Annotated in this window: 16 protein-coding genes; 8 read left to right on the forward strand and 8 right to left on the reverse strand. The window is 71.5% G+C overall.

Annotated elements, in window-relative coordinates:
• The 3 genes from ACZ7M7_RS29795 to ACZ7M7_RS29805 form a co-directional block, all read right to left on the reverse strand.
• The gene (locus tag ACZ7M7_RS29795; RefSeq protein WP_472121983.1) at positions 1-843 is read right to left on the reverse strand and encodes an oxygenase MpaB family protein; all 843 of its coding nucleotides are present in this window, start codon (positions 841-843) and stop codon (positions 1-3) included.
• A 9-nt stretch (positions 844-852) separates the two neighbouring features.
• The gene (locus ACZ7M7_RS29800; protein ID WP_472121986.1) at positions 853-2,031 is read right to left on the reverse strand and encodes an acyl-CoA dehydrogenase family protein; all 1,179 of its coding nucleotides are present in this window, start codon (positions 2,029-2,031) and stop codon (positions 853-855) included.
• 125 nt (positions 2,032-2,156) lie between these two features.
• Complete coding sequence (locus ACZ7M7_RS29805; RefSeq protein WP_383597735.1) at positions 2,157-2,540, reverse strand: four-helix bundle copper-binding protein; 384 nt, start codon at positions 2,538-2,540, stop codon at positions 2,157-2,159.
• A gap of 139 nt (positions 2,541-2,679) precedes the next feature.
• Between ACZ7M7_RS29805 and ACZ7M7_RS29810 the strand changes: the two genes are divergently transcribed.
• Both ACZ7M7_RS29810 and ppk2 read left to right on the forward strand, forming a co-directional pair.
• Positions 2,680-3,021: a DUF6479 family protein gene (locus ACZ7M7_RS29810; protein ID WP_383625822.1), complete on the forward strand. Its 342-nt coding sequence runs from the start codon at positions 2,680-2,682 to the stop codon at positions 3,019-3,021.
• Between the two features lie 163 nt (positions 3,022-3,184).
• Positions 3,185-3,988 (forward strand): polyphosphate kinase 2, encoded by an 804-nt coding sequence (gene ppk2 / locus ACZ7M7_RS29815; protein WP_383597740.1) that lies wholly within the window; start codon positions 3,185-3,187, stop codon positions 3,986-3,988.
• Between the two features lie 3 nt (positions 3,989-3,991).
• Here ppk2 and ACZ7M7_RS29820 read toward each other — a convergent pair whose 3' ends face one another.
• From ACZ7M7_RS29820 to ACZ7M7_RS29835, 4 genes are all read right to left on the reverse strand, one after another.
• A complete protein-coding gene (locus ACZ7M7_RS29820) occupies positions 3,992-4,873 on the reverse strand; it encodes a universal stress protein (RefSeq protein WP_472121990.1) in 882 nt (293 codons plus the stop codon).
• A 133-nt stretch (positions 4,874-5,006) separates the two neighbouring features.
• On the reverse strand, positions 5,007-7,487 hold the full coding sequence (locus ACZ7M7_RS29825) for a glycoside hydrolase family 65 protein (RefSeq protein ID WP_472122488.1): 2,481 nt from the start codon (positions 7,485-7,487) through the stop codon (positions 5,007-5,009).
• Positions 7,487-8,260 carry an HAD family hydrolase gene (locus tag ACZ7M7_RS29830; protein ID WP_472121993.1) on the reverse strand — a complete coding sequence of 258 codons (774 nt, stop codon included), beginning with the start codon at positions 8,258-8,260 and terminating at the stop codon, positions 7,487-7,489. The genes ACZ7M7_RS29825 and ACZ7M7_RS29830 overlap by 1 nt, the downstream gene beginning before the upstream one ends.
• 426 nt (positions 8,261-8,686) lie before the next feature.
• Positions 8,687-9,559, reverse strand: a complete 873-nt coding sequence (locus ACZ7M7_RS29835) for a LysR family transcriptional regulator (protein ID WP_472121996.1) — start codon at positions 9,557-9,559, stop codon at positions 8,687-8,689.
• Between the two features lie 68 nt (positions 9,560-9,627).
• Here ACZ7M7_RS29835 and ACZ7M7_RS29840 point away from each other — a divergent pair, with 68 nt between their 5' ends.
• Entirely contained in the window at positions 9,628-10,587 is a 960-nt protein-coding gene (locus tag ACZ7M7_RS29840; RefSeq protein ID WP_472121999.1) for an EamA family transporter, read from the forward strand.
• Between the two features lie 78 nt (positions 10,588-10,665).
• Here ACZ7M7_RS29840 and ACZ7M7_RS29845 read toward each other — a convergent pair whose 3' ends face one another.
• Complete coding sequence (locus ACZ7M7_RS29845) at positions 10,666-11,331, reverse strand: GntR family transcriptional regulator (RefSeq protein ID WP_383597752.1); 666 nt, start codon at positions 11,329-11,331, stop codon at positions 10,666-10,668.
• 94 nt (positions 11,332-11,425) lie between these two features.
• Here ACZ7M7_RS29845 and glyA point away from each other — a divergent pair, with 94 nt between their 5' ends.
• Genes glyA through ACZ7M7_RS29870 form a run of 5 tightly spaced genes read left to right on the forward strand, consistent with a single transcriptional unit; the run spans position 11,426 to position 17,777 of the window.
• Complete coding sequence (glyA, locus tag ACZ7M7_RS29850) at positions 11,426-12,760, forward strand: serine hydroxymethyltransferase (RefSeq protein ID WP_472122002.1); 1,335 nt, start codon at positions 11,426-11,428, stop codon at positions 12,758-12,760.
• On the forward strand, positions 12,757-13,977 hold the full coding sequence (locus ACZ7M7_RS29855) for a sarcosine oxidase subunit beta family protein (RefSeq protein ID WP_383625833.1): 1,221 nt from the start codon (positions 12,757-12,759) through the stop codon (positions 13,975-13,977). The genes glyA and ACZ7M7_RS29855 overlap by 4 nt, the downstream gene beginning before the upstream one ends.
• A gap of 23 nt (positions 13,978-14,000) precedes the next feature.
• Positions 14,001-14,300 (forward strand): sarcosine oxidase subunit delta, encoded by a 300-nt coding sequence (locus tag ACZ7M7_RS29860; RefSeq protein WP_472122005.1) that lies wholly within the window; start codon positions 14,001-14,003, stop codon positions 14,298-14,300.
• Entirely contained in the window at positions 14,297-17,161 is a 2,865-nt protein-coding gene (locus ACZ7M7_RS29865; RefSeq protein WP_472122007.1) for a sarcosine oxidase subunit alpha family protein, read from the forward strand. The genes ACZ7M7_RS29860 and ACZ7M7_RS29865 overlap by 4 nt, the downstream gene beginning before the upstream one ends.
• Positions 17,154-17,777 carry a sarcosine oxidase subunit gamma gene (locus tag ACZ7M7_RS29870; RefSeq protein WP_383625838.1) on the forward strand — a complete coding sequence of 208 codons (624 nt, stop codon included), beginning with the start codon at positions 17,154-17,156 and terminating at the stop codon, positions 17,775-17,777. The genes ACZ7M7_RS29865 and ACZ7M7_RS29870 overlap by 8 nt, the downstream gene beginning before the upstream one ends.
• Positions 17,778-17,799: the final 22 nt, after the last annotated feature.

A 17,799-nucleotide genomic window follows, 5' to 3' on the forward strand; every position in this document is an offset into this window, starting at 1 on the left:
CTATCGTCCGAGTTTGTACGGTGCCGGGCGCGAGCCGGGGCCGAGTCGTGCCATGGCCCGCACGATGTGTTTGGGCGGGAGTTGCCAGCGCAGACGTGCGGGAACAGCGCGCAGCAGGGTGCCCGTGGCACGCAACTGACGGGTGACGGTGGCGGGTTTCGGCGCCGGTCTGCCGTACAGCTCGTGGGCGTACGGCGGCAGAGCGGCGTACGCCAGCTGCGCCACGCGCCGCCACAGCACCTCGCGCGCCGGGACGAGAAGGGCATGCGTCGGCGGGCGGAGCAGGAAGTCGTCCACCGCGCGTGCCTCGGATCCGCACGCGAGCTCGGGCCGCACCTTCTCGAAGTATGCCGCCATCTCGGCCTGGTTCGCCGGTACGGCGTCGGGGTCCAGGCCCACCAGACGGGCGCTGACCCGGTGTTCGTCGATGTAGCGGTCGGCCTGCACGTCGGTGAGGCGGAACCCGGAGCGCCGCGCGACCTGCAGATACGAGTCGATCTCCGCGCAGTGCACCCACAGCAGCAGATCGGGTTCGTCGACGCCGTACCGCTCCCCCGTGTCCGGGTCGGTGGCGCTCAGCATGCTGTGGATCTTCCGCACACGTGCGCCCGCCTTCTCGGCGGCCTCGGTGGTGCCGTACGAGATCGTCCCGACGAAGTTGGCGGTGCGCAGGAGGCGGCCCCAGGCGTCGTGCCGGAAGTCGCTGTTCTGCATGACGCCGCGTACGGCACGCGGATGGAGGGCCTGGAAGTAGAGCGCGCGGATTCCGGCGACCCACATCATGGGGTCGCCGTGCATCTGCCAGGTCACGGAACTCGGGGTGAACAGCCCGGAATCGCCCATGCCCGCAGGCTAACGCCGCACCCTCGGCATCCCCAGCCCGATCCACGAGATGATCTCCCGCTGGATCTCGTTGTTGCCGCCGCCGAAGGTGAAGATGACGGCCGAGCGGTAGCCGCGCTCCAGCTCGCCGTGCAGTACGGCCCCCGCCGAACCCTCCTTCAGCGCGCCTGGTGCGGCGACGATTTCCATCAGCCAGGCGTACGCGTCCCGGCGCGCCTCGGAGCCGTAGACCTTCACCGCGGAGGCGTCCTGTGGGGTGAGCGTGCCCTCCTGCACGGCGCTCACCATCTTCCAGTTCAGGAGCTTGAGGGCGTCGAGCTTGGCGTGGGTCTGGGCGAGCCGGCGGCGCACCCAGGGGAGGTCGACCACCCGGCGGCCGTCGGCGAGCTTGGTCTCCATGGCCCAGCGCTGGACGTCGTGCAGGGCACGAATGGCCATGGTGCCGTGGGCGGCGAGGGTGACGCGCTCGTGGTTGAGCTGGTTGGTGATCAGGCGCCAGCCCTGGTTCTCGGCGCCGACGCGGCGGGAGACCGGGACGCGGATGTTCTCGTAGTAGCTGGCGGTGGTGTCGTGCGAGGCGAGGGTGTTGATGAGGGTGCAGGAGTAGCCCGGGTCGGTGGTCGGGACGAGGAGCATGGTGATGCCCTTGTGGGGCGGGGCGTCCGGGTCGGTGCGGACGGCCAGCCAGACCCAGTCGGCGGTGTCGCCGTTGGTCGTCCAGATCTTCTGGCCGGTGACGACGTACGCGTCGCCGTCGCGCACGGCGCGTGTCCGCAGGGCGGCCAGGTCGGTGCCCGCGTCGGGCTCGCTGTAGCCGATCGCGAAGTCGATCTCGCCGGAGAGGATCTTCGGCAGGAAGTACGCCTTCTGTTCGTCCGTGCCGTACTGCATGATCGTCGGGCCGACGGTGTTGAGCGCCATCAGCGGCAGCGGTACGCCCGCCTGGGCCGCCTCGTCGAAGAAGATGAACTGTTCCATCGCGGTCAGGCCGCGGCCGCCGTACTCCTTGGGCCAGCCCACGCCGAGCCAGCCGTCCGTGCCGAGCCGGCGGATCGTCCTGCGGTAGTAGCGCTTCTGGGCGGCCGGGTCGGTGAAGCGGGTCTGTGCGAGGTCGGGCACCAACTTGGCGAAGTACTCGCGCAGTTCGGTGCGCAGCCGCTGCTGCTCGGGCGTGTATTCGAGATGCACGGCGCCTCCAGGCTCCCCAAGGCCGGTCCTGTCGGCGCACACGGTAGAACGTGTTCCAGAAATTGGGAATGGCGAGGAGCGGTGGGATGCGGGGCGACCCGCTGAGGCGAGGCGGTGCAGCCCCGTCAGTCGAGCGTGCTCATGAAGTCCGTGCAGGCCCGTGCGCAGGCACGGCATGCCTTCGCGGCGTCCTCGGCGCCCGGGTGCCGGTCGAAAACATGCGCACATTCCAGGCACACGGACCGGGTCCACTCCAGCTGGACCCGGAGCGCGGCCTCGGCGCCCTCGTCCATGCCGCCCTGCTCGGACAGCACACGGCAGGTCGTGTCGCACACCTCGGCACACAGGATGCCCTTGCGTCGCACAAGTTCCTGGTCCTCGGCCGCGTCCGGATCGACGAGGCTCGCACGCAGGGCGCAGGTCCGAGCGCACTCGGTGCAGGCCTGCGCACAGGCGAAGCGGTCCTCGAGGAACTGGACGAGTTCTTGCTGGGATGCTGGCGATGTCACAAGGGGCGGGTAGCCGGAGCCGAGGGCACCAAACCCGACTCTCACGCCTTGTGGCCGGGCGTTCCAGCCGGTCGTGGCAAACGGGTTCTTCACGGATGCTCTACGTGTTCATCGAGGTGCCAGGGGTACCCGCGGGCCCATGGACACGACTTGGATGGACATCGCCGCAGCTCGGGGCGCACTCGCTGGCGGGTTGCTCGTCGCCGGGGTGGTCGTCGTGGCGCTGCTCATCGGCGCCTTTGTCCTGGGCGCCCGGATCAGGCGCCGGGAACCGCGTCCGCCCCGTCCCGAGGAACAGCCCAGGCTGCCCGCCGAGGGCCCGGTCCACGAGGTCCGGGAGCACCGCGAACCCGCCGAGGTGCCGAAGAGCGACCAGCGGGTCACCCCGCACGACCTTCCCGCCCACGGCAACATCCCCTCCCGCACCAGCCCGTCGCAGGAACGCCCGCGCTGGAGCGAGGGCGGCAGCGGCGGTACGTGACGCCTCCGCTCTTCGGAGGCCGCCGCACGGATCGCACCTGTCCCCAGCCTGGTGGCGTACGCCCCCTCACCCGGGTAGCCGCCTCTCGGCGGAGCCGGTGGACGTGCAGTGACCGTCGCCGGTCAGTACGGTGCTGTTCTGGCGTTCGAAGCTGGGAGGCGGCATGGCCGGCAACAAGGCGGAGAAGCTGCCGCGCAAGGCGTACGAGAAGGAACTGCTGCGTCTGCAGCTGGAGTTGGCGAAACTGCAGGAGTGGGTGCGGGCCGAGGGTGCCCGGCTGGTCGTCGTCTTCGAGGGGCGGGACGCGGCGGGCAAGGGCGGCACGATCAAGCGGGTCACGGAGCACCTCAACCCCCGGGTCGCGCGGATCACGGCGCTGCCCAAGCCGACCGAGCGCGAGCGGACCCAGTGGTACTTCCAGCGGTACATCGGGCATCTGCCCGCCGCCGGGGAGATCGTGCTGTTCGACCGCAGCTGGTACAACCGCGCCGGTGTCGAGCACGTCATGGGCTTCTGCACCAAGGCGGAGTACCAGCGCTTCCTGCGCCAGTGCCCCCTCTTCGAGCGGATGCTCGTGGAGGACGGGATCCAGCTGCGCAAGTACTGGTTCTCGGTGAGCGACGAGGAACAGCAGGAACGCTTCCGGCGTCGGCTGGAGGATCCCGTACGGCGCTGGAAGCTGTCCCCGATGGACCTGGAGTCGGTTACCCGCTGGGAGGCGTACTCCCGGGCCAAGGACGAGATGATGGTGCACACCGACATCGCCGAGGCGCCCTGGTACGTCGTCGAGAGCGACGACAAGCGCCGGGCCCGGCTGAACATGATCGCCCACCTGCTCGGCTCCGTGCCGTACCAGGACGCGCTCCCGCCCGTCCTGGAGCTGCCCGAGCGTCCGGCCTCGACCGGCTACCAGCGACCGCCACGCCATCTGCAGCACTACGTCCCGGACCACGCGGCGAGCCTGTGAGCCTCACTGCGCACCGGAACGGACGACGGCGACCGGGCACTGCGCGTGATGGAGCAGCGCCTGACTGACCGAGCCGAGCAGCAGTCCGGCGAACCCGCCCCGGCCGCGCGCCCCCACCACCACGAGCCCGGCGTCGGCGCTGGCCTCGATGAGGGTGTGGCGGATCCGGCCGCGCACCAGCCTGCGGCGCACGGCGACGTCGGGATACAGCTCACGCAGCCCGCCGAGCGCCTCGGCGAGCACACGCTCCTCCTCGTCGCGCAGCCGGCCCTCGTCGTACGTCACGAAGGGCGGGTCGGCGGGGCTTTCGTAGGCGCGCTCGGAACGGGTGCTCCAGGCGTGCAGCGCCACCAGGTCCGTGCCGCGCGCGGCCGCCACCGCGAAGGCGAACTCGACGGCTCCCCGGGCCGCGGGCGAACCGTCCACGGCGAGGAGTACCGGCCCGTCCGGATCCGGTCTGCCGCGCACCACCAGCACCGGGCAGGCGGCATGGGCGGCCATGTGACCGGCGGTGGAGCCGAGCAGCAGGGCGCCGAACCGGCTCTGGCCCCGGCTTCCCACCACCGCGAGGGACGCGGTGCGCGACTCGATCTCCAGCACCGTCACCGGTTCCCCGACGGCGATGTCACGCGTGATCTCGACGTCCGGCGCAAGCTCGTGGGCGCGCTGCTCGGCCTTGGCGAGCGTGCCGTCGATCAGCTCACGCATCCCGGCGCCGCTCGGCTCCCAGGGCCGCCCGCCGTGCGGGATGTGTGCGGCCGGCCAGCCGAAGGCGTGCACCAGCCGCAGGCCCACGCCGTGCAGCCCGGCCTCGCGCGCCGCGATCTCCACGGCCGCCATGCTCGACGGCGAGCCGTCCACCCCTACGACAACCGGGCCGTGCATCGCGCTCCCCTTTCCGCGCAGGATCCGCCTTCCCCGCAGGATCCGCGAGGGTTTGTCCTCCCAGCCTCTCCCCGCGGGCCGCATCCCGCACCGGGCGGTACGTCGCGCAGGTCGGAGCCGAGGATGAGCCGCGTCAGTCGTGCAGCACCAGTCGCCCTGTTCCCCCCGGTTGCAGCGACACACCGCGACCGGGCAGCCGTACGTCGATCGGTGAGGCGTCGGAGGACGGGACCTCGATCTCCAGCAGCCCTCGTTCCAGGCGCAGCCGTACGCCCCAGTGGCCCTGGTAGCGCAGGGGGAACCCGTAGGAGGACAGCTCGGGCAGCGGCACGGGGTCGAGCCACAGTGCACCGCCCCGGGTCTCCAGGCCGGTCAGGCCGCGCTGGACGAGGTCGAGGGTGCCGGCCATGGCGCCGAGGTGGATGCCCTCGCCGGTGGTGCCGCCCTGCACGTCGGCGATGTCGCCCTGGAGGGCCTCCTGGACGAACTTCCACGCCTCCGAGCGCCGGCACCGGGCCAGGACCCAGCCGTGGACCAGGCCGCTGAGGGTGGAGCCGTGACTGGTGCGGTGCATGTAGTAGTCGACGGTGCGCTGCCACATGTGCTCGTCGAGCCGGACTCCCAGCCGGTGGAACAGGCTGCCCAGTTCGGAGGGGGCGAAGAGGTAGCCGAGCATCAGGACGTCGGCCTGCTTGGAGGCCTTGTAGCGGTTGACCGTGTCGCCCTCCGCCTCCAGGATCCGGTCCAGCCGCCGGATGTCGCCGTACTGCTCGCGGTAGCCGTGCCAGTCGAGCTCGTCGAGGTCGCCGTAGCCCGCGAACTGGCTGATCACGTCGTCGTGGAAGGGGACGTGGAGCGTGTGCGAGACGTCGTCCCACCGTTCGAGCTCACCCCCGCCCAGGCCGGTGCGTTCGGCGAGTTCGCGCCGGCGGGGCTCGGGCAGGCTCTCCAGCAGTTCCAGGGTGCGGGTGAGCACCCAGGCCGCTGTGACGTTGGTGTACGCGTTGTCGTCCAGGCCGGGTGCGCCGGCGTCCGGGTACGCCTCGTGGTACTCGTCGGGGCCGACGACGCCCTTGATGCTGTGGCGGCCCAGACTGTCGTCGTAGACGGCCTTGTCCGCCCAGAAGCGGGCGATCTGCAGCAGCATCTCGGCGCCCTTGGTGTGCAGGAACTCCATGTCGCCACTGGCCTCGCAGTACTGCCACACGTTGTACGCGATCGCCGAGCCGACGTGGTGCTGGAGCCGGGAGTGGTCGGGCAGCCAGCGTCCCGAGCGCGGATTGAGATGGAGCTGCTGGGTCTCCTCACGGCCGTCGCTGCCGCTCTGCCAGGGGTACATCGCGCCCTTGTGGCCCGCCGCCCTGGCGCTGGTGCAGGCCTGTTCGAGGCGTCGGTGGCGGTGGCGGAGCAGGGCGCGGGAGACCTCCGGGAAGTGCATGTTGAGGTAGGGCAGCACGAACAGCTCGTCCCAGAAGACATGGCCGCGGTAGGCCTCGCCGTGCAGTCCGCGGGCCGGGACTCCCACGTCGAGACCGGCGGTGTGCGGGGAGAGCGTCTGCAGGACGTGGAAGAGGTGCAGCCGCAGGATGCGGCCCGACTCGCCGGGGACGTCGAGTGCGGCGCGGCGCCAGAGCTGGGCCCAGGCCGTGAGGTGCGACCCGATCAGCGCGTCGAAGCCGGGGGCGCGGCCCACCCGGTCGACGGCGGCGTGCAGCGGGTCGCTGATCGCCGGGTCGCGGGAGGTGTGCAGGGCGACGGTCTTGTCGACGGTGACCGTGCGGCCCGGTTCCAGGTCGATGGTCAACCGCTGGATGGCGTACGGCCGTTCGTGGCTGATCGTGACCGGAACGTCGGCGTCGGTGGTCAGCCGGGAGGCGATGCCGATCCGGATGTCGGAGGTGCGGGTGCGGCAGCGCAGCCAGACCGTGTCGGGGGCGGCGGTGCCGGTGTGGATGTGGGTCAGATGGCGGCCGTCCAGGTCCCGGTAGCGGGCCACGCCGGAGTTGGTGACGCCGCCGTCCAGGGCCGCCTCCACTTCGAGCGGGCCGGAGAATCCCTCGGCCGTGAACTCGGTGCGCAGCCCCGCCAGATGGGGGTCGGCCATGTGCACCACCCGCTGCTGACGCACCGTCAGCACTCCGTCGTCGCCCAGGCCGTACCGCGTCCGGCGCTCCAGCAGCCCCACGGACAGGTGCAGCATCAGCCGGTGGTCGAGCACGTCCGACGTGTCGGGGACGATCCATTCTCCACCGGGCAGGCGGAAGCGCAGCGGCAGCCAGTTCGGGACGTTGACCATGTCCTCGTTCTCGACCTTGCGGCCCGCGACCTTGGACGTGAGCCGGTTGTAGATGCCGGCCACATACGTGCCCGGATAGTGGACGTCGTCGGCAGCGCACTCGGGCAGCGCGCCACGGCTTGCGAAGTAGCCGTTGCCGAGGGTGCACAGCGACTCGCGCAGTCGTTCGTCGCCGGGCTTGTAGCCCGCGTACTCCCAGCTCCAGCCCGTTCCGTCGATCTCCGAGCCCAGATCCGTTCCGTCGGCCTTCGAGATCAGCTCTGCTTCTTCGGCCACCGAGCTCAGGTCAGCTCCCTCGGCCTCCAGGCTCCGGTCCATCACGTCGGCACTCCTCCCGCGCAGAGTTCTCCGAGGTCCCGTACGACGATGTCGGCGCCGTGCCGCAGCAGCCGCGCCCCGGTGTCGGCGCCCGCGGCCCGGTCCACACCGACCACCAGGGCGAATCCGCCGCGCCGGCCCGCCTCCACGCCCGCCAGGGCGTCCTCGACGACCGCGGCCCGACCGGCGGGGGCGCCGAGTCTGCGGACCGCCTCCAGGAACAGATCGGGCTCCGGCTTGCCCGCGAGGCCCAGGCGGGCCGTCTCACCGCCGTCCACCAGGGCGTCGAACAGGTCGAGGATTCCGGCCCGCTCCAGCAGCTCCCCGGCGTGCCGGGACGCGGAGGCGGCCGCCCGGGGCACGCCGGCCGCGCGCAGCGCCTGCACCAGCCGTACGGTCCCCGGGTAGGCGTCGACGCCGTGCTCGTGCAGCCTCTCGGTGAAGAGGCGCTCCTTGTCCTCGGCGACGGCCCGAACCGTCTCGTCCGACGCGTCGACGCCGCGCGCGGCGAGGAAGGCCGCGGCGCCGTCGAGGCGGGACTTGCCGTCCACGTGGCGCAGATAGTCGTCCCCCACGTCGAAGGGGCGACGCTGATCGGGGTCCTCGGGCGGGTGGGCCTGCAGGTAGCCGTCGAAGGCCACCTTCCACGCGGCGGCGTGCACCCGGGCAGAGTCGGTGATCACTCCGTCGGTGTCGAAGACGACGGCACGCACGTCGCGCAGAGCGGGGGCGAGCGCCTCGCGCGCCCTGTCGGGGGTGAGGGGCCTGTGCATCGGTCACCCCCGCCGCGGCAGGTCGTCACCCGGGTCGTGTGGGGGCCAACGCCGGGCGCCTACGGCATCCGGGGGATGTCCGCGTACACCGGCGTCACAGAACGCGAACCGCACGGCGCCCTCACCTCCGTTCGACGGCGCTCCCGCACCCGGCGGGATCCGCTCATGGGTACCCGCCGGGCCCGCGTTGTCACCTCCTGGCACCGCTACCGCCGCCGCCTGCCGCCCAGGTGCGCCGACCGGCCCTGGCGCATCAGCCGCGCGCATGGTGTGCTGGAGGTGACGGGAAGGACCCACACCGGCGCGGGGAAGCGGATGACGGCCGCGCACCGCGCAATCAGGATCCGCGAGAAGTGGATAGGGCCCTTCCCGCCCCAGTGTCCTGCTCCGTCCCCGTGATGTCGCCCGGGGGTTTCTGTGCGTGTGTCAGTCGCCGCGGTAGAGCGCCGTGAGCAGTTCGATCGCCGCCTGAGCTGCGGGAGGCGGGTCGTCGCGCCACCAGGCCAGCCGTACGGCAATGGGTTCGGCGTCCCGCAGCGGCCGGTAGACGACTCCGGGGCGCGGGTACTGGTGGGCGGTGGCCTCGGCGGTCATGCCGACGCAGCGGCCGGTGGAGATCACCGTGAGCCAGTCGTCGACGTCGTGCGTCTCCTCGGTCGCCGGACGTGAGTCGGGCGGCCACAGGTCGGCCGTCGTGGTCCCGGTGCGGCGGTCGACGAGCAGGGTACGGCCGCTGAGGTCGGCCAGCCGGACCGAGCGGCGCCGGGCCAGTGGATCGTCGGTGGCCACGGCGCACAACCGCCGCTCCAGTCCGACGATGGCGCTCTCGAACCGCCGGTCGTCCACCGGCCGGCGGACGACGGACAGATCGCAGGCGCCTTCCACCAGTCCCGCGGTGGGCGAGTTGACGCGGACTAGCTGCAGGTCGGTGCCGGGGTGGGCGGCGGCCCAGCGGCGCTGGAACGCCGGGGTGTGCCGGCCGAGCGCCGCCCAGGCGTAGCCCATCCGCAGCCGGGCGTGCCCGGAGGCGGCCTCCCGGACCAGGTCGTCCACCTCGCCGAGCACCCGCCGCGCGTGCGCCAGGACCCGCAGCCCGGTACCCGTCGGAGTCACCTCCCGGGAGGTCCGCCGCAGCAGCCGTACGCCCAGGGCGCGTTCCAGCGAGGCCAGCGAGCGGGACACGGCCGCCTGGGAGACGCCGAGGGCGATCGCGGCGTCGGTGAACGTGCCCTCGTCGACGATGGCGACGAGACAGCGCAGCTGCCGCAGCTCCAGATCCGTGGCTCCAGCTCCATTCATGACTCAAGCGTATAGATGGCTCCAGGGACGCATTTTGCGCAAAGATCGAGCGGTCGCACGATCGGCGTATGCGCACCCGTCCCGCACCCGCGTCCGCCACTGCACCCGCGCCCGCCACCCCGCCGGCGCTCGTTGCCGCGTCCGCGCCGGCCGCGGCGCCCTCGTCCACGGTCCCTCTCGATGGCCGCAAGCAGACCGGCGGACGTCTCGCCGGTGTGGCCACGATGATCGGCAGCGGACTGTCCACCCAGACGGGCGCCGCGATCGGCTCCCTCGCGTTCCCCGTCCTCGGGCCGGTCGGTGTCGTCGCCGTGCGGCAGTATGTCGCCGCCGTCGTCCTCTTGTGCGTGAGCAGGCCCAGGCTGCGTTCGTTCACGTGGCATCAGTGGTGGCCGGTCGTCGCGCTGGCCCTGGTGTTCGGCACCATGAACCTCTCGCTGTACTCGTCGATCGAGCGCGTCGGCCTGGGGCTGGCGGTGACGCTGGAGTTCCTCGGCCCGCTCACCATCGCTCTGGCCACGTCGCGCCGCCGCGTGGACGTGTGCTGCGCGGTGATCGCCGCGGCCGGTGTCATCACCCTCATGCGCCCACAGCCCTCGACGGACTATGTGGGGCTGGCCCTGGGCCTGCTGGCCGCCGTCTGCTGGGCGTCGTACATCCTGCTCAACCGCACCGTCGGCCGGCGCATCCCCGGAGCCCGGGGCGCGGCGGCCGCGTCCGGCATCTCCGCCGTGATGTTCCTGCCCATCGGCATCGTCATCGCCGTCCAGCACCCGCCCACGGCCGGCGCCCTCGCCTGCGCCATCGCGGCCGGGCTCCTCTCCTCGGCCGTGCCGTACCTGGCGGACCTGTTCACCCTCCGCCACGTCCCGGCCCGGGCCTTCGGTCTGTTCATGAGCGTCAACCCGGTGCTCGCGGCCGTGGTCGGCCTGGTCGGTCTGGGTCAGGACCTGGGCGGGCTCGAGTGGGCGAGCATCGGCGCCATCGTCGCCGCCAACGCGCTCAGCATCATCACGTCACGCGACTGAGACGGGGACGGCCTTGAGGTGATCGGGGTCGTACAGCGTGGGGACGTGGACGCGCGTATCACTGGTGCCCCGCGCGGATCAGATGGCCTCGCGGATGGCCTGTTCGAAGCCCTCGACATGGCTGCGGGCGAGCTGCGCCGCCTTGTCGGGGTCACCGGCGACGATCGCCTCGACCAGCGGTCCGTGCTCCTCGACATGCCCGGCCATGTCGGACAGCCGGTCGACGAACAGACACCAGATGCGGGTCGCCAGGTTGTCGTGGCGGACGAGGGTGTCCTCCAGGTACGGATTGTGCGTGGCGGCGTAGATGGCGCGGTGGACCTGAAGGTCCAGGTGCATGAGCTCGGAGGCGTCGCGCTGCCGGGGCCCCTCGCTCTCCAGCTCCACCCGCAGGGCCGTCAGGACTGCCCGGTCCGCGGCCGTCGCACGGCGTGCGGCCTGGGCAGCGGCCAGGGGTTCCAGTTCCAGGCGCACCTCGGAGATGTGCGCCAGGTCGGTGATGTTGACGTCGGTGGCGAAGGTGCCGCGTCGCGGGTAGGTCGTGATGAGCCGCTCGTACTGGAGCCGCTTGAGCGCCTCGCGCACCGGCGTCCGTCCGACGCCGAGGGACTGCGCGAGCTGGTCCTCGTTGATCGGCGCGCCCGGGCGGATCTCGAGCATGACGAGCCGGTCGCGGATGGCGCGGTAGGCCCGCTCGGCGAGGGACACTTCCTCACCTCTTGGCGCGGTCGCCACGTTCTGCATGAAGCCCCCTTGACCTGTCCGTCGAGCTCTCATACCGTACCGCAGAGATTGATATATCAGTTGCTCATTAGTTGGCTCCCAGGATGGTGCACAGATGGCAGCGAACCCGTCGATCACCACGTCCGCCTCTCCTCTCTCCCTCCCGCTGGGTGAGCTCGACCCGGATGTCGCCGCCGCGGTGGGCGCGGAGCTCCACCGGCAGCAGTCCACCCTGGAGATGATCGCCTCGGAGAACTTCGCCCCGGCCGCCGTCATGGAGGCCCAGGGCTCGGTGCTGACCAACAAGTACGCCGAGGGCTACCCGGGCCGGCGCTACTACGGCGGCTGCGAACACGTCGACGTCGTCGAGCAGTTGGCCATCGCGCGGGTGAAGGAACTGTTCGGCGCGGAGGCCGCGAACGTGCAGCCGCACTCGGGCGCCCAGGCCAACGCGGCCGCGATGTTCGCGCTGCTCGACCCCGGCGACACGATCCTCGGCCTCGACCTGGCGCACGGCGGTCACCTGACCCACGGCATGCGCATCAACTACTCCGGCAAGCTGTACAACGTCGTGCCCTACCACGTGCGCGAGTCCGACCTGCGCGTCGACATGGACGAGGTCGAGCAGCTCGCTCTCGCGCACCGGCCGAAGATGATCGTCGCCGGCTGGTCGGCCTACTCCCGGCGGCTGGACTTCGCCGCGTTCCGGCGGATCGCCGACGCGGTGGGCGCGTACCTGATGGTGGACATGGCGCACTTCGCCGGGCTGGTGGCCGCGGGCCTGCACCCGAGCCCGGTGCCGTACGCCGATGTCGTGACGACCACCACGCACAAGACCCTCGGCGGGCCGCGCGGCGGGGTGATCCTCAGCCGTGCCGACCTGGCGAAGAAGATCAACTCGGCGGTCTTCCCGGGCCAGCAGGGCGGCCCGCTGGAGCATGTCATCGCGGCGAAGGCGGTGGCCTTCAAGGTGGCGGCGGGCGAGGAGTTCAAGGAGCGCCAGCGGCGCACGCTGGACGGCGCCCGCATCCTCGCCGGACGGCTGCTTGCCGATGACGTGGCCGAGGCCGGGATCACCGTGCTGACCGGCGGCACCGAGGTCCATCTGGTCCTCGTCGACCTGCGCAACTCCGCGCTCGACGGGAAGCAGGCGGAGGACCGGCTGCACCGCGTCGGCATCACCGTCAACCGCAACGCGGTGCCGTTCGACCCGCGCCCGCCCATGGTCTCGTCGGGGCTGCGGATCGGGACCCCGGCCCTGGCCACCCGCGGCTTCGGCGAGACGGAGTTCCGCGAGGTCGCCGACATCATCGCGCAGGCCCTGATGGCGGAGCGGCTCGGCGACGAGCGCGCGGACCTGCTGCGGGACCGGGTCGCGAAGCTCGCCGGCGCGTTCCCCCTCTATCCCCACCTGACCGGGAATCCCCACCTGATCGGAGACGCGGCATGACCGCCCAGCCGCTGCCGGAGCACCCGGACTTCCTCTGGCGCAACCCCGAGCCGCGTTCCTCCTACGACGTCGTCATCGTCGGCGCCGGAGGGCACGGCCTGGCCACCGCGTACTACCTCGCCAAGAACCACGGCATCACCAACGTCGCCGTCCTGGAGAAGGGCTGGCTGGCCGGCGGCAACATGGCGCGCAACACCACGATCATCCGCTCGAACTACCTGTGGGACGAGAGCGCGGCGATCTACGAGTACGCGCTCAAGCTGTGGGAGGGCCTCCCGGAGGAGCTGGACTACGACTTCCTGTTCAGCCAGCGCGGCGTCCTCAACCTCGCCCACACCCTCCAGGACGTCCGCGAGGGCGTACGGCGCGTCAACGCCAACCGCCTCAACGGAGTCGACGCCCAGTGGCTCGAACCGGACGAGGTCGCCAAGGTCTGCCCCATCCTCAACGTCTCGCCCCGCACCCGCTATCCGGTCCTCGGCGGCACTTTCCAGCCCCGGGCAGGTATCGCCAAGCACGACCACGTCGCCTGGGCGCTGGCCCGCCGGGCCGACGAGATGGGCGTCGATCTGATCCAGGGCTGCGAGGTCACCGGCTTCCTCAAGGACGGCGACCGGGTCGTGGGCGTCGAGACCAACCGGGGCCGCATCCTCGCCGGCCGGGTGGGTCTGGCGTCCGCCGGGCACAGCAGCGTGCTGGCCGAGCGGGCGGGCGTGCGGCTGCCGGTGCAGTCCCACCCGCTGCAGGCGCTGGTCTCCGAGCTGCACGAGCCGGTGCACCCCACGGTGGTCATGTCGAATCACGTGCACGTCTATGTCTCCCAGGCGCACAAGGGCGAGCTGGTGATGGGCGCGGGCGTCGACTCGTACAACGGCTACGGCCAGCGCGGCTCCTTCCACGTCATCGAGCAGCAGATGGCCGCCGCCGTCGAGCTGTTCCCCGTCTTCGCCCGGGCGCACGTGCTGCGGACCTGGGGCGGCATCGTGGACGTCAGTCCGGACGCCTCCCCGATCATCGGGACCACGCCCGTAGAGAACCTCTACGTCAACTGCGGCTGGGGCACCGGCGGTTTCAAGGCCACCCCGGCCGCCGGCTGGACCTTCGCGCACACCATCGCCACGGGCGAACCGCATCCGCTGAACGCCCCTTTCGCCCTCGAACGGTTCGCGACGGGTGCATTGATCGACGAGCACGGCGCGGCAGCCGTGGCCCACTGAAAGCCTGTTGAGAGAAGGACACCGTGCTGCTGATCAGCTGCCCATGGTGCGGCCCCCGCGACGAGACCGAGTACCACTACGGCGGACAGGCCCATGTCCCCTACCCCGAGACCCCTGCCCAGCTCACCGACGAGCAGTGGGCCGAGTACGTCTTCTACCGCGACAACCCCAAGGGCCCCTTCGCCGAGCGGTGGATGCACAGCACCGGCTGCCGACGCTGGTTCAACGTCCTGCGCGACACCGTCACTTACGAGGTGCTGAGCTCCTACCGGCTCGGCGAGCCCCGCCCCGAACTGCCCCAGGCCGGAGGGAACGACCGATGACCGACCAGCGATTCCGGCGGCGGCAGGGCGGCCGTGTCGACCGTGCCCGCGTGCTGCGGTTCACCGTCGACGGGCGGGAGCTGACCGGTCACCCCGGTGACACCGTCGCCTCCGCGATGCTGGCGAACGGTGTTGTCGAGGTGGCCCCGTCGCTGTACCGCGGCCGCCCGCGCGGCATCGTCGCAGCGGGCGTGGAGGAGCCCAACGCCCTGGTGCAGATCGACGGTTCGTGCTCGGAGGGCATGCTCCCGGCCACGACTGTGGAGCTGTACGACGGGCTGTCCGCCACCACCCTCTCCGGGATGGGCCGGCTCGACCCGACCCCCGACCCCGCCGTGTACGACAAGAAGTACGTCCACACCGACGTCCTGGTCGTCGGCGCCGGACCTGCCGGACTCGCCGCCGCCGCCGCTGCCGCCGGCTCCGGCGCCCGGGTGATCCTCGTCGACGACCAGCCCGAGCCCGGCGGTTCGCTGCTCTCCGGCACGCGGACCGGCCTCGAGTGGGTCGCCGAGGTGCGGGCGGCTCTCGACGCCGCCCCCGACGTCGTGGTCCTGCAACGCACCACGGCCTTCGGGTCGTACGACGACAACTACGTACTGGCCCTCCAGCGGCGCACCGACCACCTCGGAGCCGGCGCCCCCGACCCGTCCGAGGGCGTCTCGCGTCAGCGGCTGTGGCACATCCGGGCCCGCCAGGTCGTCCTGGCGACCGGGGCCCACGAGCGTCCGCTGGTGTTCGCCGGCAACGACCTGCCCGGGGTGATGCTCGCCGGGGCCGTGCGTTCGTATCTCAACCGGTATGCGGTGGTGCCGGGTTCGCGAGCCGTCGTCAGCACGACCAACGACAGCGCGTACGACACCGTCGCCGATCTCCACGCCGCCGGGGTGGACATCGCCGCCGTCGTGGACGCGCGCCCCGAACTCTCCCACAGGGCCGCCGAGGTCGCCGGGGCGACCGGGGTGCCCGTGGTGACGGGCAGTGCGGTGGTCTCCGCTGCCGGCGGCGGACGGCTGACCGGCGTCACCGTGCAGGCCCTCGACGAGGACGGCCGACTCACCGGTGCGGCGGAGTCGTTCGACTGCGATCTGCTCGCGGTCTCGGGCGGGTGGAGCCCTGTGGTGCACCTGCACAGCCAGCGTCAGGGGCGGCTGCGCTGGGACGAGGAGCTGGTCGCGTTCGTCCCCGACGAAACCGTGCGGGACCAGCAGGCCGTGGGTGCGGCGCGTGGGACGTACGACCTCGACGGCTGTCTGGCCGAAGGGGCGCGGGCCGGGGCTCGGGCCGCGACGGACGCCGGGTTCCCGGTCGCCGTACCGTCGCTCGGCGATGCGCGATCCGCGCCCGGCCCGGTGCGCGCGCTGTGGCTGGTCCCCGACCCCGACGGCGAACCCGCCACCTGGGACACCCACTTCGTCGATCTCCAACGCGACGTCACCGTCGCCGATGTCTGGCGGTCCACCGGTGCCGGCATGCGCGGTGTGGAGCACGTCAAGCGCTACACCTCGCTCGGCACGGCGAACGACCAGGGCAAGACCTCCGGTGTCAACGCCATCGGCGTGATCGCCGAGGCCCTCGGCGGTTCCCTGGGCGAGATCGGCACCACGGCCTACCGCGCGCCGTACACGCCGATCGCATTCGCCGCCCTGGCCGGGCGTGAGCGCGGCGAGTTGTTCGACCCGGAGCGCACGACGTCCGTCCACACCTGGCACGTCGCTCAAGGGGCGGTGTTCGAGGACGTGGGACAGTGGAAGCGGCCCCGGTACTACCCCGGCCCCGGCGAGGACATGGACACGGCCGTGGCCCGCGAGTGCCGGGCGGCCCGTGAGGGGGTGGCGTTCATGGACGCCTCCACCCTCGGCAAGATCGAGATCTGGGGCGCGGACGCGGGCGAGTTCCTCAACCGCATGTACACGAACGCCTTCAAGAAGCTGAAGCCCGGCATGGCCCGCTACGGCGTCATGTGCAAGCCCGACGGCATGATCTTCGACGACGGCGTGACCCTGCGCCTCGACGACAACCGCTACTTCATGACCACCACGACCGGCGGTGCCGCCGGGGTCCTGGACTGGCTGGAGGAGTGGCTGCAGACGGAGTGGCCCGAACTCGACGTCCACTGCACCTCGGTGACCGAGCAGTGGGCGACGATCGCCGTCGTGGGCCCGCAGTCGCGCGAGGTCGTCGCTCATCTCGCCCCCGACGTCGACCTGTCGAACGAGGCGTTCCCCTTCATGGTCTTCCGCGAGACCACCCTCGCCTCCGGCATACCGGCCCGCATCTGCCGGATCTCCTTCTCCGGTGAACTCGCCTACGAGATCAACGTCTCCGCCTGGTACGGCCTGGCGGTCTGGGAGGAGGTGTACGCGATCGGCCGGCCCTACGACATCACGCCGTACGGCACCGAGACCATGCACGTCCTGCGCGCCGAGAAGGGCTACATCATCGTCGGCCAGGACACCGACGGCACCGTCACCCCGCAGGACGCGGGCATGTCCTGGGTGGTCTCGAAGCAGAAGGACTTCATCGGAAAGCGGTCCTACTCCCGCGCCGCCACCTGCCGCACCGATCGCAAGCAACTGGTCGGCCTGCTGCCGACCGACCGCACGACCCGGCTGCCCGAGGGCGCCCAACTCGTCGCGCCGGACGTCTCCTTGGAGACGGTGCCCGTGCCGATGCTCGGCCACGTCACCTCCAGCTACCACAGCCCGGCCCTCGGCCGACCGTTCGCCCTCGCCCTCGTCGCCGACGGGCGGGCGAGGATCGGCGAGACCCTGCTCGCCCCCGTGGGTGAGGGCCTGGTGCCCGTCGAGGTGACCGACTTCGTCCTCTACGACCCCGAAGGGACCAAGCGAGATGGCTGAGTCCACGACCGACACAGGCTCCGGCCCGGTGGCACCGCGCACCAGCCCCCTGGCACATCTGGAGGAACGGATGCGCGCCGCGACCGTCACCGGCTCCCGGGGCGTCGCGCTGGCCGAGCGGCCGTTCCTCACGATGGTGAACCTGCGCGTCGATCCCGCCTCCGAGGCAGCCGACCGCATGGCCAAGGTCCTGGGGACACCCCTCCCCCGACAATGCGGCGACACCGCCGCATCCGACGCCCACACGATCGTCTGGCTCGGTCCCGACGAGTGGCTCGTAATCTCCGAAGGCACCTATGTGTCCGCCGACTTGAAGGAGGCCCTCGGAGCGGACCCCGGCTCGGTCGTCGACGTCTCGGCCAACCGCACCACCCTGGAGCTGAGCGGCCCGACCGCCCGACAGGTGCTGGAGAAAGGCTGCGCGCTCGACCTGCACCCTCGGGCCTTCGGCCCCGGCCGGGCGCTGTCGACCACGGTGGGGCCCGTGGCGGTACTGCTGTGGCAGGTCGACGACGAGCCGACGTACCGAATCCTCCCGCGGTCCTCGTTCGCCGACTACCTGGCCCGCTGGCTCATCGACGCGATGAGTGAGTACCGGGGGCCGGAGACTCCCTGACGGGACCCAGGGTCTGGTTTCC

The organism is Streptomyces sp. NPDC111606, from assembly GCF_055656945.1.